Source organism: Pseudomonas sp. efr-133-TYG-23, from assembly GCF_030209215.1.
Lineage (GTDB): Bacteria > Pseudomonadota > Gammaproteobacteria > Pseudomonadales > Pseudomonadaceae > Aquipseudomonas > Aquipseudomonas rhodesiae.
On record NZ_JARVSL010000001.1, the window covers coordinates 104771 to 120012 of the forward strand.

The window sequence follows — 15242 nt, forward strand, 5'->3', positions numbered from 1 at the left end:
GGGGTTGGTAGGTTGCGTCTCAAGCCCCGATATTGTGTGGTCGTCGCTTCCGTTTGATACCTCTCCTTCGCTCTCGGCGTTGTCTTTACAGGCTTAAGAGCTGTATCTCTCGCTAAGCAGGAATTATCCTACGGCTCTGTCAAGGCTTGTAATATGTCAGCGAGATGGCAGAATGGAGTCTTTTCTCGATAACGGACATTTCGTGTGTTCAAGATTTGGCAGAGACGCCCGGTTTTGACGGTCATATAACTCGAATAAAAACACATAAAACTGTCTGCATAACGAGCCCGCAGTTTCTCTTTGAAGGCAGGTTTTTGTTGTGAGTAGTAATTTTCGTATCCCCTCTACGCCTCCGTACAGTGAAATTGGCATTGTCACAATTTTTCATGCCGTTTGGCAGCAGAAAGCTTTGGTTTTATTTGTGACAATAGGGGTCATAGTAGCTACGGCCGTCTATGCTTTTACTGCAGCCCCGGAATACCAAGTAAGTAGTGTTCTGCGTCCTGCTGCTATTAATGAGCTGGACGAATTAAATCGTTCTGAAGTCTACCAATTGCCTCCCGGAGATGCGCTCATAAAAGTAGGTGCATCTTTAGAATCATATGAGACTCGACTTAATTTCTTTAGGGCTAATCAGGCTTTGTTCAAGCCTTTCGAGCGGCCCGGACGTACGCTTGAACAAAGCTTTGACGTCTTTAATCGTGACTCTCTCAAATTAGTCCTTCCCGATCCGAAAAAATCTGATTCTCTTAGTGCGTATATAGGCCTAGAGCTAAAATATCCAGAAGGTATTGATGGCGTCAGTTTACTTAATAAATTCGTTAATTACGCAATCGCTGCTGAGCGTAAACAGATCGCTGCTGATCTTAGGGTAATTGTTAGAAATCGTCTAATCGAGCTTGAAGGCAAGATTGACGCTGCTCGGTCGAGTTATAAAACGGGCAAGGATGCGCGAATAGCGACGCTTCAGGAGGTCGATAATATCAAGCGAGCTCAGTTGCAGGACGAACTGAAAGCGCTGCGCCAGCAAATCGAAACTGGACGCCAAGACCGCATTGCACAGCTGGGCGAAGCAATCGCGATTGCAAAAACTCTCGGAATTGAAAAGCCGACAACCCCGTCTGCGTTGGGTGAAAAAGCTGCCGGTTCCGGTGAAAGTAATAGTGTGATGCGAACCGAGATTAATAATCAGCAGACACCGCTTTATTTTATCGGGGTAGAAGCTTTATCAGCTGAGCGTACGGCGCTGTTGCAACGTAAATCTAATGATTTTACCGAAGGTCGAATTGCCCAAATCGCTCGTGAACTGCAGTTATTGCAGAGTAACCGTGAAGTTGAGATGTTGAAGCAGCGCCAGAATGAAGACCTCTTTCTTTCCGGGGTTGAACCCCTGAGAGCTGAGATTGTCCGTCTGAAAAATCTAGGCAACCTCGACATCAGCAACATGAAGCTGGCGACGATAGACCGAAAAGCGCTTGAGCCATTAAGGCCGGTACATCCTAAAAAAATATTGATATTGGCCATTGGCGTTTTAGTGGGGGGGATTTTGGGGGTTCTAGCTGCATTGGTTAGGATTTTTTTCGTCACTGGTCGGCGCTCCACGCAACAGGAGCTCATTCCGTTGCTTTCTAACGCTGTAGGCAAGCAATTGCGTGAGAAGACGAAACCTTAATCCTGCTCTCCAACGCGCTCATCAGGCCATGATCGAGCATAGGCTATGTCTCATTATTGATCCCGGGTTTTGAGGTTTTACCTGACCTTTCTTGGGTATTCAACTATCGAAGCTCTGACATCTGGGTAGGGATGTATGGATATTTCCTTCGTTATCTTGCTGTGCTCAGCGCATGCCGCTTCCTAATGGGTATTTTTGGAATTTCAACTTCACGGCGTTTGGAGGCGGTATTTTCCCAAGGGCTGGTTTGTTGGTATTAAGGTCCGCAGCCTCAAAGCCGTAAAGTCTTTTTAGAGTTCGTTTTTGAATTGGAGGGTTGGGGCTGTATCATCATTCTTTGTAGCTCACATGCGTGCTGCGCCAGCGTAGGGGCCGGGGAAGGCCTTTACTCAAAGGACTGCCCGCATAAAAAATGGCTATTCGCCATGGCTGATTGTAAGGTGCAACCGAAGCTGCGACTGCGACGAATTTTTGGCGGGGTATAGTAGTCCAAGGCTTTCGAGACGTCAGCGTCAGCTTTTGGATGAGTAGTGCGTTTTGTCGGTATTAATCAAGTAAACCTCTGTCCGAATGATAGGGGATCTGAACGTTAAGGACGTGTTTTAGATATGACAATGTTGAAGCGTAAGGGGATCATTCTTGCAGGAGGCGCGGGTACCCGTCTCTACCCATTGACGCTGGGAGTGTCAAAGCAAATGCTCCCCATCTACGACAAGCCGATGATCTTCTACCCGCTATCTGTGCTGATGCTGGCAGGTATTCGTGAAATTTTGATTATCTCCACCCCTGATGACTTGCCAGGGTTCAAGAAACTGCTGGGTGATGGTAGTCAGTACGGTGTGCAATTGAGCTACGCGGAGCAGCCGAGTCCTGACGGCCTGGCGCAGGCGTTTCTCATTGGTGAGGAGTTTATCGGCAAAGACCCTGTGTGCCTGATCCTGGGCGACAACATTTTTTATGGACAGCATTTTTCCGACAATTTGCGATCTGCCATGTCGCAGGCGTCTGGGGCTACAGTCTTTGGTTATCACGTATCTGATCCAGAGCGCTTTGGTGTGGTTGAGTTTGACCACACCGGTCGTGTGCTCAGTATTGAAGAAAAACCGGCCAAACCTAAGTCGAACTATGCCGTCACCGGGCTGTACTTTTACGACAACCACGTTGTGGAGATTGCCAAAAGTATTCGCCCATCCTCTCGAGGTGAGCTTGAAATTACGGATGTGAACCGTGCTTATCTTGAGCAGCAAAGTCTGACTGTTGAAATGTTAGGTCGAGGCTTTGCCTGGCTGGATACAGGAACCCATGAGTCGCTGTTGGAGGCGAGTCAGTTTGTACATACCATTGAGCATCGACAGGGCTTGAAAGTGGCTTGTCTTGAGGAAATCGCCTTCCACGCAGGCTGGATTACATCCGAACAACTGGCTATTCAAGTACAGCACTTGAGTAAAACAGGATACGGACAATATCTGCGGAACATTCTGACAGAGCATAAGAGCTGATGAAGTTTATAGAGACCAAGCTGGCTGGTGTGCTCATCATTGAGCCCAAAGTATTCGCGGATGACCGTGGATGGTTTATGGAAAGCTTCAATGAGCCATTGTTTCATGAGCAACTCGCTGCGTTGGGTCACCCGATTCCACGCCCGTTTGTGCAAGACAATCATTCCTGCTCAAAAAAACATGTTTTGCGGGGGCTTCATTTTCAGGAAGATCCCCACGCACAGGGCAAGCTGGTGCGAGTCACTGCGGGCAGCGCCTATGACGTAGCGGTTGATATCAGAAAGGGCTCGGAAACATTTGGTCAGTGGTTAGGCGTCGAACTGTCAGCAAGCAATGGACGGATGCTTTGGATTCCAGAAGGGTTTGCTCACGGGTTTTTAGCCCTGGAAGACAATACTGAGTTCCTCTACAAGACCACGGATACATACTTCAAGGCCTGCGAGCAATCCATCAACTGGAGTGATCCCGCCATTGGTATTCAATGGCCAGTTACTGAAGAGTTGATCATCAGTCAGAAAGATAACGAAGCTCCGTTACTCTCGGATGTCATTTCTTTTATCCCTGCGCTGACAGGTAACGTGACGTCGAGGGAACTGCAAATAATTGGAGATGAGCGTGGCAGCCTGATTGCTTTGGAGCAGGGACGTGATATCCCTTTCGACGTGAGGCGAGCCTACTATATTTTCAACACTAAATCGGGTGTCAGCAGAGGCTCGCACGCACATTTTAGATTAGAGCAGTACATTATCTGCCTATCGGGTAAGTGTAGAATCTTGATCGATGATGGTGTGACGCAAGAATCAATTTGGCTAGATGCTCCGAACAAAGCCATTCACATCAGGAAGCTGATTTGGCGCGAAATGCACGATTTCAGCGAGGATTGCGTTCTCTTGGTGTTCGCAAGCAATCACTATGATGAAGGCGATTATTTACGAAGTTATGATGAATTCATACGTGCGATTAAACGATACGCTTGATTGAACAGCATGCTTGCTGCGATCCGTTACTAGCGAGCCGGCCTGATCAAGCGGCACACAGATTTGCTACGGTGCAGCGGTGGCTGTGCCTTTATGAAATTAATAATGAAGCACCGAGGTCAGGTATTTTTTGATGATTCCATTTCTCGATCTAAAATCATTGAACAAGGTTCACCGTGAAGAGCTGATAGACGCGGCCACACGTGTTATTGATTCGGGCTGGTATATTCAGGGTGAATCCCTCAAGCGTTTTGAGGAGGATTTTTCAGTTTACACAGGTGCGCTTTACACCGTGGGTGTGGCGAACGGTCTGGATGCTTTGACCTTGACCATACGTGCCTGGAAAGAGCTAGGAAAACTCAAAAATCACGATGAAGTAATAGTTCCGGCCAATACCTACATCGCAACGTTGCTGGCTGTCACCGAAAATGACCTGACACCGGTTTTGGTTGAGCCTGACGCAGATACATATAATCTGTGCCCCAAAAATATCGAGCGTGCGTTAACTGATAAAACCCGCTTGATCATGCCTGTTCATCTCTATGGTCAGTTAGCTGACATGCCTGCAATTGATGCAATTGCAAAGCGTGAGAATTTGCTAGTTCTGGAAGACTCCGCTCAAGCTCACGGTGCACATGTTGCGGGCAAGAGCGCGGGTAACTGGGGAAATGCATCCGGTTTCAGTTTTTACCCAGGCAAAAACTTGGGCGCGCTGGGAGATGCAGGTGCGATTACCTCCAGTGATGCTGAACTGGTCAATATGATCCAAGCGTTACGGAACTATGGTTCCCATGAGAAGTACAAGAACCTGGTGCAGGGCGTGAATAGTCGGCTAGACGAAATCCAGGCGGCCATGTTAAGCGTAAAGCTGAAATATCTGCAGGCGCAGACTGAGGCCCGTCGACGTGTTGCTGCTATCTATATGTCGGGAATAAAGAATCCTTTAATTAAGTTGCCATTGGATTCCAGCATTGATGTGATGGATTACACCTCGCACGTGTGGCATCTTTTTGTCGTACGGTCCGAGATGCGTGAGGCCCTGCAGCGCCACCTGGCAGAGTCCGGTGTTCAAACGCTAATCCATTATCCTATCCCACCTCATCAGCAACAGGCCTATACGCAGTCCGGCTTTTATGATAAGTCATTCCCTATTACTGAATGTATCCACCGGGAAGTATTGAGCTTACCAATCAGTCCAGTGATGACCGACGATGAGGCTTATCGTGTTGTTGAAGCTTGCAACAGCTTTTTTGTAGACGCCTGATATGACGCTGCTTCGAACAAGCTTCCTTAACGGTATTGCAGTCATTATCAAGATGCTAACTTTATTGGGCATCAACAAAATGCTGGCTATTTATGTGGGACCTTCTGGTTATGCCGCGTTAGGCCAGTTTCAAAACGCAGTGCAAATGATTACGACGTTTTCTACGGGCGCTATTAGCAATGGGGTGACTAAATACACTGCTGAGTATAAAGATGATGAGGATGCCCAACGTCGGGTATGGCGCACTGCGGGCGCGATTGCATTTATTGGCTCAGTAGTATCATCTGCCTTGATTATTTTCTTCAGTAAACCGCTGGCCGTGTGGTGTTTTAATGATGAGACTTTGTACAGCGTATTTATCTGGTGCGCTGCTACAGTGGTGTTTTTCTCGTTCAACACCTTGCTACTCGCTATTTTAAATGGAAAAAAAGAAATCAGCCGATATATCCTGGCTAATATCGGGGGAAGCCTCCTATCCTTACTGGTCACCATAGTCATGGTTGTGCTGTACGGTCTCTATGGTGCGTTGATATCACTGGTGCTCTATCAATCCATCGCCTTTTTCGTTACGTGCCTGCTTTGCTATAGAACTCCATGGTTTCGTTTTTCGAATTTATTGGGTCCGTTGGACAAGCAGGTTGTTTTAAATCTCACAAAATTTACCGCCATGGCGCTCACTACCGCCGCATGCGTGCCGGTCAGCCAAATTTTAGTCCGTAACTATCTTGGTTCTGAATTTGGCTGGGAGACGGCCGGTTATTGGGAGGCTATGTGGCGTTTAAGTACAGCGTATTTGCTGCTTGTTACAACGACGTTGGGTTTATATTTTTTGCCGAAGTTATCAGAGCTGATCAATCCAGAGGATATCAGGAAGGAGATAGTGCAAGGGTATAAGCTCATCCTGCCTGTTGCGATGGTCTGTGGCTTGGTGATCTATCTCTCGAGAGACTTTATTATAGGGCTTCTATTCACCAGTGCATTCAGCCCAATGAGAGAATTTTTCGCGTGGCAGATGCTGGGTGATACGTTGAAAATTGCAAGCTGGATACTCGCCTATCTGATGCTGGGCAAGGCGATGGTTAAGATGTATATCATCACAGAAGTTTTTTTTGCGTTTGGCTTTTATCTTTTAACAGTAGTGTTAACAAAGATTGGTGGACCAGTTGGTGTTACTTGGGCTCATGCCGTTAATTACGGATTTTATCTAGCTGTTATGTACTTTCTTATCTATAGAAAGTTAGATCAAAATAATACAGTGTGAGGTCTTTTTGCCCATGAGTCGCTTCCTACCCTTGATTCGTGATTTAATTTTAACGCAAAAAGATATCGATAAGAGTGTCGAGTTGGCAGAAATTTACGGGTCTATACTCTGGGCTGTTGATAAAGGTATCTACGATGATCCTGAGTTGGAGAATATATTAACTGACCGGTGCCTGATTGAAGTTGAAAAAGGCGAAGCCCTTTTACCTTTCAAGGACTGTATCCATTTGATATCCGAGCCATATCTGATCGGAGGGCATACTCGGCTAATGGAACAGCTCTCTACGATGCATTCGGAAAAGCCTGACCTTCTAATAACTCGCAAAAGTGATAAGAAGGCGATCGAACGTACGCAAAATTTCTTTAATAACTGCACCGTCGTAAAATCCGGAACGCCATTGCAGAGAATAGTTCAAATCATAGGGTATTTGAAAGCGTATAAGAGGGTGGTTTTGCATATACACCCTGATGATATGGTCGCTGTTATTGCCTGCCGTATTTTAAAAGGATTTACGGGTGCCCAGATTTTCTTCGTGAACCATGCTGATCATGTTTTCACCTATGGCAGCACGGTCGCTGATGTGTATTTCGAAATCAGTACCTTTGGCCTTCGTCGGGATATGAAGAAGAATATATCAGGGAACAAGTCCTTTTTGGGTATTCCGCTAAGTACCCAACTAGTTCCAAAAAAACATCGTCTACCTGAGAAGGAAGCTGCACTGAATTTTTTCAGTGCGGCGTCGCCATTCAAGTTTAAGCCAGTTAAAACGTATGATTCACGGCCCGCGATTGACAGAATTTTAACTGAGTTTAAGAATTCTACATTCTGGATAGTTGGAGCAAATCCATATACAAATACTTGGTGGTGGCCACTGAAACTTAAATATTGGCGTCGTTTCAAGATTTTGTCGTCCGTTCCTTATGAGAGTTATTTGAAGATTTTAGAAAAAGCCGACTTTTATGTTGATAGCTATCCAACGCCCGGCGGAACTGCATTTGCCGAGCAACTGGTTAGTGGCCGTCGCTGTGTGGGGCTCCGCGCACCCATACAGGGATATTCGCCAGCAGATAATCTTAAAAGTAGTAGCGTGGATGACTTAATTACCAGTATTCTTCAATTTGATAATGATGAGTCAGTGACTGAGTCAGTTTACACAGTAAATGGCTATGATGCCGTGAAGTCGCGCTACTTGGCGTGCCTATATGAAAACGTTTTATATGCTAATGAAATACAAAAGTATGTTGCATGGACGGGTGATATTTCTGTTTATGAGCAAGCAGAAAAAATAACTTCAGCTATTCCAGCTGAAGTGATCGCTAAACTGACTGGTTACGATGGCAAGTTATTATTTGCTGTGTTGCAAGAACTTAGTGTCACGCAAAAAATAAAAATGGTGATTAAATTAGCACTTTTAAATCTAAAAGATTTGGTAGGTAAAGGCTCGAGGTCGGATAAAGTATGAGAGCATTAGGGTTGCTTTTTTTTATTACTTTGCTCTTGCTCTCAGATTACATCATCCTAACGTTTCACGCGCCTGCTGTTTTCGGTGCTTGGCGCGAAGAGGCGGTATTGTTATATATCTTGACGACAGTGTTGCTAGCGTTTTTTCAGGCCGGAACTCGCCATTCGATACCGCGACAGTATAAAGAACAGCTTTTGATATTCGTTTTTTTTATCGCTTTCTATTTGATGTGCGGAGAACTCTCTGATTCGTCTTTTCGGATGTTCCGCTCTTTTGCGATGCCCGTTCTTTTTGCATTGATGGTAAATGAGCTATGTCGGAATTTAGAGATTGAAGTAAAACTGCGGATGATATTTTTCATCCTGGTGTTGATGACTTTTATTTTTGGTAGTTATGCCGTTTATCAATACCTCACCATCGATGATGCTGCGCAATTTTGGTATTGGCCTTTGCTGTTAGAGAAGGGCTTTGAATTAGAGGTGTACAATTCTATGAGAGAGGGAAGCGCCCGCATGTCAGGGTTCTTTACCGGTACACTAGAATTCAACGCCTTTGTTCTGAATACTGCACTATTTGCCAGTTCTCTGCTCGTGCAGGCCGTCAGAAACCGGAAATATAACTTAAGCTTTATCGGATATCTCCTCACGGCTTTCGTTTCGACTATGCTGATTTGTTATGGTTCCGTAAGAACTGCCGTTATCGGGATGATATCTGCCACGTTTTTCCTGATGGTATTGCAACTATTCAGGCGGAGAATACTCATAAAAATGTTGGGTTACAGCTATTTTCTGCTTTTCACATGCTCGATATTTTTCTATCTTGCCTTGGGATACACCGAAGATTTGTCTGCACTTGATCGGGTAAGACAGTGGTATGTGGTTCTCGAATCGCTTAGTTCCATGCCGTTGGGTCTGGGTTTTGGTGCCATCGGCCCAGGTCAAGCGCATTGGTATGACTCCTTGTGGCTGAATCTCTTGGCTTCTGCTGGCTATGTAGGGCTCGCCATCATGGTCGGGCTGATCCTGTTTTACGGTAAAATTGTCACGGCCGCCCAGCAATTACGTTTAGGAGGAAGCTCCTTTATGGCAGGCGTTGCCGACTATCTGGTTATCAGTTATCCATTTTTCCTCAGCAGTTTCTTCTTTCAGTCTTATACCAATAGTGTCGTCTTGTATCTTTTTACGCTGATTATTGTGGTGGTAATGTATGACTCAAAATATCGTGCCAATTAAGCTTTCAATATTGGTTGTTCTTTATGGGCGGCATTATAAGGACTCGACCGCTATAATAACACTATTGGACTGTGTAAAGAAATTTCAGGAAAAAGGGATCGGGATCGATTTTTTTGTATGGAATAACACTCCGCAGTGTTCGCCCATTTTAGTTAAAAAAGATTTGACGTGGCTAGAAGGAAATAATGACGGTTTGGCTCATATTTATAATCGCGTTGCTGCAAAAGCTTTTGAAGCAGGGGCGACACATTTTGTTATTTCGGATGATGATACCGATTACTCAGCACGAAATTACGTTGATTCAATTGCTAGTGCGATTAAGTTCGAAGCGAAATCACTGCCGGACGCATTTGGCGTGATGCTGCCGAAAATTTACTCGGGCGAGAAGCTGGTCAGTCCAGGTGAGCGCTTCTGGTTTTTTGGTCGTCTGTCATCGACAATCGATAGCGGAATGAATACTTCCCTTAATAAGCTGGCTATCAACAGTGGAGTAATATTCACAAAAGCTTGCTATGAGCGCATGGCGCCGCTCTTTGATGAGCGTCTTAAGTTTTATGCCACGGATACAGCATTCTTCGTAAGGTACGAGTCTTATTATTCACACTTCTATGTGCTTGATACCGAGCTTCAACATGATCTTTCTGAACACACATCAGATAGCCCTCAGCGTGCGGTCTTTCGTTTTCAGGAAATGATTCGTGGCTTTCGAGTAATCTTTGAACAAAAAGGTTACTTTCTTCGCTTTGTGATGGAATCTTATTTGATAGTTTCTGCGTTGAGAAAAAGTGTTTCGTACAAGGATTCTGGATTTCTCCACTCATACATTTTGTCTTTTAAGGAGAAAAAATAATGCTGATAGAGCTGGTTGAGTTTCTTTCTTTGAAAATCAGGAGGCGCAGTATCAGAATTGATAGGCGTATTCCTGATGGTTATCTCTCTGACTTCGTATTGTCTAGAGCTCTCATGGTGATCAATGGTTTTTTAAAGTTCAGGCGACTTTCGATCATTCTGGTAGGCAAGCGCGTTACGGTGAAGGCGCGATCGCTGATCTTTGGGGGGAAAGGACTTATGGTCGACGATGGATGCTTTATCGATGCCTTAGCCGTCAACGGTATTACCTTTGGCGAAGGGGTTTCTCTGAAGAAAAATGTTATTATCGAATGCACGGGCAGCCTGACTAAATTAGGTGAGGGGCTTTCGATTGGTAATAATGTCGGTATCGGCAGTGGTAGCTTTTTGGGGTGTGCGGGAGGCATTACTATAGGCGATGACACGATAATTGGTAACTATGTGTCTTTTCATTCAGAGAATCATAATTTCTCTGACCCTGCAGCGCTTATTCGTCTTCAGGGGGTAAATAATTCAGGAATTCAGATTGGTAGTAATTGCTGGATAGGCGCTAAGGTGACGGTATTGGACGGCGTTTTCCTTGAGGATGGCTGTGTAATCGCAGCTGGCGCTGTTTTGAAGGCTGGACGATACGCCGCCAACTCTATTTATGCCGGCGTTCCGGCAAGGCGAATAAAAGAACGTTGCTAAAAGGATGTGTAGTGAAAAAAATTATATTTTTTCATTTGCTCAATGACTACAGCGGGAGCCCAAAGGTTCTCTCTCAGGTGATTGATGCAGTATCGAGAAAAGGATTTGATGTCGAGTTGTTTTTAGGCGGGAGGGGTAGTTCCGGTTTTCTTTCGGCTGCGCTTTGCGTTCAACGACGTTATTTTTACAAGCGCTTTGATAATAAGTATTTGACGCTTTTAAGTTATGCTTGTTCGCAAGTTTTATTGTTTTTAAAGTTGCTGAAGTATCGAAAGTCCTCAGCGATTTTTTACGTCAATACTTTACTTCCTTTCGGTGCGGCGCTGGCTGGGAGGTTACTGGGAATTAAGGTTATTTACCATATTCACGAAACCTCTATTCGTCCAAGGCTTTTGAAGGTTTTTTTGCGGTGGATAGTTGAGAGCTGCTCAAGCAGTAATATATTTGTGTCAGGTTTTGTTGCGCGGGCCGAGAGTTTTTCCAATATTGGCAGCAAAGTTATTTATAATGCTATTCCGCAAGAAATGAGTGAAGTCGCTGATTGTCATGTTTACAATCCCTATCCGAATGGAAAGTTTTGTGTATTGATGATTTGCTCATTGAAATCATATAAGGGTGTCAACGAATTTGTAAAAATTGCTCGCTCTTTGAGTTCGCATTCCACTTTCAAGTTTAACTTGATCGTTGGGGCGACGGAGACGGAAGTTTCTGAATTTTTTAGGGGGGCTTCGATTCCCGACAATCTGACTATTGTTTTCAGCTGTGCTGATGTTGTGCCTTATTATCAAAGTGCGAGTATTTTACTCAGTCTTTCGAGACCGAATGAATGGGTGGAAACCTTTGGTTTGACGATACTTGAGGCACTTTCATTTGGCATCCCGTGCATTGTGCCGCCGGTAGGGGGCCCCGTTGAGCTAGTATCCGACGGTTGCGAGGGGTATCTGATGTCATCTGATAGGGTCGAAGATATTTCTGAAAAACTGGTATTTTTACAAAAAAATTCGGATGTCTGTTATCGCCTGTCTGCGGCAGCGAAGGTAAAGTCGCTTAGTTTCGCAAGTGAAAAATTTGAAAGTAGCGTGCTCGGGGTGTTTGATGGGATTTAAAATTGCAGTCATAGGAACAGTCGGCCTTCCAGCTCAATATGGTGGTTGGGAAACACTGTCAGAGCAACTGGTTACGTATCTGGATCGAGAGTACGAGATTTCTGTGTATTGCAGTTCGAAGTCCTATACGCGTCAACCCAAGAAATATGGCAACGCAGATTTAATTTACATTCCGTTAAAAGCTAACGGTGTGCAAAGTATCCCTTATGACATTGTCAGCATGCTGCATGCCTACCGCAAGAATGATGTGCTGGTGATCTTGGGGGTTTCCGGCTGCATTGCGCTTCCGTTTATAAAAATGCTTACAAAGAAGAAGGTTGTCGTAAATATTGATGGCTACGAATGGAAGCGTGCGAAGTGGTCTACTTTTGCCAAGAAGTTTTTGAAATTTTCAGAAGCCGTGGCAGTCAAATATTCCGATGCAATAGTTACCGATAACCAGGTGCTTCAGGATTATGTTCGTAGTGAATACAGGCGAGAAAGCACGCTTATCGCCTATGGCGGTGATCAGGCGAAAACACGTGCATTAACTGAGTCCGATCGCGAGCGCTACCCATTTTTACGTAACCCATACGCATTTTCTGTATGTAGGATTGAGCCTGAAAATAACATCCACATTATTGTCGAGGCATTTCATACTAGTGGGCTCCCTATGGTCATTGTTGGGAACTGGAAGCAGAGTGAATACGGGAAGGCGCTCCAGGATAAGTATTCAGGTACGGAGAACCTCTATCTGTTGGATCCTATCTACAATGGCGATGAACTAAGCCCGTTACGTAGCAACGCCACTATTTACATCCATGGTCACAGTGCTGGTGGAACTAATCCTTCACTTGTGGAAGCAATGTGGTTGAGCTTGCCTATTATCGCGTTTGATGTGTCCTTCAATCGTGCTTCTACCGAAGACAACGCCAAGTTTTTCGATTCTAGTGAGTCACTTATAGCTCACGCGTCTATGCTTTTTTTCGATGAAACTGCACGTGCTGCGTTGAGCAAAAAAATGCATGAAATTGCGTTGCGTCGATATCGTTGGGAAGGGGTGTCTTCTCAATACGATAAGCTATTCAAACAGCTATTGTTGACGAATAGGGTTTGATTATGTCCGATAGTTTGAGTGTCACGCCCATTTCACAAATACCGAAGATTCTTCTTACCGGTGGTACTGGTTTTGTCGGGCGCCCACTGCTTGAGGCCTTGGTTACTGCCAGGTATCCAGTTGTCAACGTGACACGCAGGAGCGCTGCCTTTGCGCTACCTGGCGTTCAGAATTGCGTTATCCCGACGTTGTCTGGAGACAACGACTGGAGTGCTTCATTACATGGAGTGGAGGTAGTAATCCACTCCGCTGGGCGCGCCCACATTATGAACGAGACCCACAGCAACCCGCTGCAGGCGTTTCGGGAAGTGAATGTGGATGCCACGCTTAATCTTGCCCGGCGAGCTGCGGAAGCCGGCGTAAAGCGCTTTATATTTGTCAGTTCCGTTAAGGTTAATGGCGAAGAGACCGAAAAAAATCGTGCGTTTAAGCCTTCGGACGTTCCAGCACCGCGTGACGATTATGGCGTATCTAAGGCGGAAGCGGAGCTAGCGTTGATGACGCTGGCGAAGCAAACCGCGATGGACGTGGTAATCATTAGACCTGTCTTGGTTTACGGCCCGGGTGTAAAGGCAAATTTTGAAAAAATGTTGTGTGCCGTTTATAAAGGCTTGCCTCTGCCATTTCGCACAATTAACAATCGTAGGAGCTTGGTGTTCATAGATAACTTAATCGATTTGATCCGTGTGTGCATTCATCACCCTAAAGCTGCAAATCGAATATTTTTGGTAAGCGATGGCGTGGACTTATCTATCGGGCAGATTCTAGGAAAACTGGCTGTTGCAATGAATAAAAAGTCCCGTATATTTTCGTTTCCGCAATCCCTTTTGGGACTGGGAGCATCTGTGGTGGGCAAAAAAGAGTTTTTTCAGCGTCTGTGTGGGTCGCTTCAAGTCGATATTGCCGATACACGAGCGCTTTTAGGCTGGGCCCCACCTGTCAGCATTGATGAAGCATTTGCTATTACAGCGCGTTCTTATCAGGAAGAACAAAGAGGCATCTCTCATGGCTAATTTGGCAGAGATGCTTAACACCAGAGATAATAACTTTAATTTTATTCGCATGGTTGCAGCCTTTTTTGTTCTGGTTTCACACGCTTACCCGCTTTCGCGTGGGGCGTCTGAGGTCGAGCCGCTTGTGGCCCAACTCGGTATCTCCCTTGGCGGTTTAGGTGTATTTACCTTTTTCTGTATTTCGGGATTTTTTATCTCGCTTAGTTATCAGCGGTCAAAAAGCAATGTTGATTTCGGCGTTGCAAGATTTTTGAGACTATATCCTGCGCTGTTGGTTGTTTTGGTGTTAAGTGCATTTGTCGTGGGGCCATTTTTTTCAACTATGAGTATGCACGATTATTTTTCTTCAAGTGAGGTCTATAGTTATGTAACTGCTAACTTGAAATTGAAGAATATTCAGTTTCAATTGCCTGGCCTGTTTCAGGATAATCCTTATCCAGGTATTAACGGGTCCTTGTGGACGCTGTATTATGAAGTTTTATTGTACGCTTTGGTTTTTGCTTTAGGTGTCATGGGTATTTTTAAAAGTTTGCCGCGGGTGTCGTTGTTTTTTGTAGTGTATTTTTTGTTTTATTTTACTTTTAGATTCTTGTTAGAGGTTGAATACATTCAACCCGGTTTTCAGATGCGCATGTGGGTGCAGTGGAGTTTTGCGTTTATAGTAGGCATGTTGTTTTATGCTTACAGGTCATCTATTTGGCTTGACTATCGTATTTTAGTTGCATGTTGGATAGTGACTTTTTTTCTGAGTAATTCACCTATTTTTGTGGAGACTTTTGTATTTTCCTGGAGTTACTCCGTATTCTGGGTTGCCTTCAATACTCAATGGTTTGCTCGTCAGTTTAATAGGTTGGGAGACTATTCTTACGGTCTGTATATTTATGCATTTCCAACGCAGGAGATTTTAGCCCATCTGTACAAGGGTATTACGCCTTTGGCCATGATCTTGATAGCTTTACCGGTAGCGCTTATTCCTGCCATATTTTCCTGGCACTTTATTGAGTACCCTTGTATTTTGCGTAAAAAAGTGATCGCTGAAAGAATCTATCAGTCGTTCGCTAAGCTTTCAGGAATGGTTACTAAATACTTAACTAAATAGCTCTGAATTCATAGGTTGGTGC

13 protein-coding genes and 1 pseudogene are annotated in these 15242 nt (G+C 44.9%); all 14 read left to right on the forward strand.

The window, feature by feature from the left end:
• Positions 1 to 319: 319 nt before the first annotated feature.
• A complete protein-coding gene (locus tag QRN41_RS00465; protein ID WP_285421048.1) occupies positions 320 to 1672 on the forward strand; it encodes a Wzz/FepE/Etk N-terminal domain-containing protein in 1353 nt (450 codons plus the stop codon).
• A 608-nt stretch (positions 1673 to 2280) separates the two neighbouring features.
• The gene (rfbA, locus tag QRN41_RS00470; RefSeq protein ID WP_285421049.1) at positions 2281 to 3171 is read left to right on the forward strand and encodes a glucose-1-phosphate thymidylyltransferase RfbA; all 891 of its coding nucleotides are present in this window, start codon (positions 2281 to 2283) and stop codon (positions 3169 to 3171) included.
• Positions 3171 to 3728: pseudogene (rfbC, locus tag QRN41_RS00475) on the forward strand (dTDP-4-dehydrorhamnose 3,5-epimerase); the annotation flags it as partial. The gene rfbA and the pseudogene rfbC, both read left to right, overlap by 1 nt.
• A gap of 21 nt (positions 3729 to 3749) precedes the next feature.
• Positions 3750 to 4148 carry a sugar 3,4-ketoisomerase gene (locus tag QRN41_RS00480; RefSeq protein WP_285421069.1) on the forward strand — a complete coding sequence of 133 codons (399 nt, stop codon included), beginning with the start codon at positions 3750 to 3752 and terminating at the stop codon, positions 4146 to 4148.
• 133 nt (positions 4149 to 4281) lie between these two features.
• A complete protein-coding gene (locus QRN41_RS00485; RefSeq protein ID WP_285421050.1) occupies positions 4282 to 5412 on the forward strand; it encodes a DegT/DnrJ/EryC1/StrS family aminotransferase in 1131 nt (376 codons plus the stop codon).
• 1 nt (position 5413) lies between these two features.
• Positions 5414 to 6673, forward strand: coding sequence for an O-antigen translocase (locus QRN41_RS00490; RefSeq protein ID WP_285421051.1), 1260 nt, complete (start codon positions 5414 to 5416; stop codon positions 6671 to 6673).
• A gap of 13 nt (positions 6674 to 6686) precedes the next feature.
• Positions 6687 to 8135: a hypothetical protein gene (locus tag QRN41_RS00495; RefSeq protein ID WP_285421052.1), complete on the forward strand. Its 1449-nt coding sequence runs from the start codon at positions 6687 to 6689 to the stop codon at positions 8133 to 8135.
• Entirely contained in the window at positions 8132 to 9367 is a 1236-nt protein-coding gene (locus QRN41_RS00500; RefSeq protein WP_285421053.1) for a hypothetical protein, read from the forward strand. The genes QRN41_RS00495 and QRN41_RS00500 overlap by 4 nt, the downstream gene beginning before the upstream one ends.
• Positions 9342 to 10217 carry a glycosyltransferase family protein gene (locus tag QRN41_RS00505; RefSeq protein WP_285421054.1) on the forward strand — a complete coding sequence of 292 codons (876 nt, stop codon included), beginning with the start codon at positions 9342 to 9344 and terminating at the stop codon, positions 10215 to 10217. Before QRN41_RS00500 ends, QRN41_RS00505 begins: the two co-directional genes overlap by 26 nt.
• Positions 10217 to 10906 carry an acyltransferase gene (locus tag QRN41_RS00510; protein ID WP_285421055.1) on the forward strand — a complete coding sequence of 230 codons (690 nt, stop codon included), beginning with the start codon at positions 10217 to 10219 and terminating at the stop codon, positions 10904 to 10906. The genes QRN41_RS00505 and QRN41_RS00510 overlap by 1 nt, the downstream gene beginning before the upstream one ends.
• A gap of 11 nt (positions 10907 to 10917) precedes the next feature.
• Positions 10918 to 12012: a glycosyltransferase family 4 protein gene (locus QRN41_RS00515; RefSeq protein ID WP_285421056.1), complete on the forward strand. Its 1095-nt coding sequence runs from the start codon at positions 10918 to 10920 to the stop codon at positions 12010 to 12012.
• Positions 12002 to 13108: a DUF1972 domain-containing protein gene (locus QRN41_RS00520; protein WP_285421057.1), complete on the forward strand. Its 1107-nt coding sequence runs from the start codon at positions 12002 to 12004 to the stop codon at positions 13106 to 13108. The genes QRN41_RS00515 and QRN41_RS00520 overlap by 11 nt, the downstream gene beginning before the upstream one ends.
• Before the next feature lie 2 nt (positions 13109 to 13110).
• Positions 13111 to 14121: an NAD-dependent epimerase/dehydratase family protein gene (locus QRN41_RS00525; protein ID WP_285421058.1), complete on the forward strand. Its 1011-nt coding sequence runs from the start codon at positions 13111 to 13113 to the stop codon at positions 14119 to 14121.
• Positions 14114 to 15220 carry an acyltransferase family protein gene (locus QRN41_RS00530; protein ID WP_285421059.1) on the forward strand — a complete coding sequence of 369 codons (1107 nt, stop codon included), beginning with the start codon at positions 14114 to 14116 and terminating at the stop codon, positions 15218 to 15220. The genes QRN41_RS00525 and QRN41_RS00530 overlap by 8 nt, the downstream gene beginning before the upstream one ends.
• Positions 15221 to 15242: the final 22 nt, after the last annotated feature.

Excerpts from the sequence above, each read along its gene's own strand:
- rfbA (WP_285421049.1), top strand. The coding sequence starts at position 2,281 with ATGACAATGTTGAAGCGTAAGGGGATCATTCTTGCAGGAGGCGCGGGT.
- QRN41_RS00485 (WP_285421050.1), top strand. The coding sequence starts at position 4,282 with ATGATTCCATTTCTCGATCTAAAATCATTGAACAAGGTTCACCGTGAA.
- QRN41_RS00490 (WP_285421051.1), top strand. The coding sequence starts at position 5,414 with ATGACGCTGCTTCGAACAAGCTTCCTTAACGGTATTGCAGTCATTATC.
- QRN41_RS00495 (WP_285421052.1), top strand. The coding sequence starts at position 6,687 with ATGAGTCGCTTCCTACCCTTGATTCGTGATTTAATTTTAACGCAAAAA.
- QRN41_RS00500 (WP_285421053.1), top strand. The coding sequence starts at position 8,132 with ATGAGAGCATTAGGGTTGCTTTTTTTTATTACTTTGCTCTTGCTCTCA.
- QRN41_RS00505 (WP_285421054.1), top strand. The coding sequence starts at position 9,342 with ATGACTCAAAATATCGTGCCAATTAAGCTTTCAATATTGGTTGTTCTT.
- QRN41_RS00510 (WP_285421055.1), top strand. The coding sequence starts at position 10,217 with ATGCTGATAGAGCTGGTTGAGTTTCTTTCTTTGAAAATCAGGAGGCGC.
- QRN41_RS00520 (WP_285421057.1), top strand. The coding sequence starts at position 12,002 with ATGGGATTTAAAATTGCAGTCATAGGAACAGTCGGCCTTCCAGCTCAA.
- QRN41_RS00525 (WP_285421058.1), top strand. The coding sequence starts at position 13,111 with ATGTCCGATAGTTTGAGTGTCACGCCCATTTCACAAATACCGAAGATT.
- QRN41_RS00530 (WP_285421059.1), top strand. The coding sequence starts at position 14,114 with ATGGCTAATTTGGCAGAGATGCTTAACACCAGAGATAATAACTTTAAT.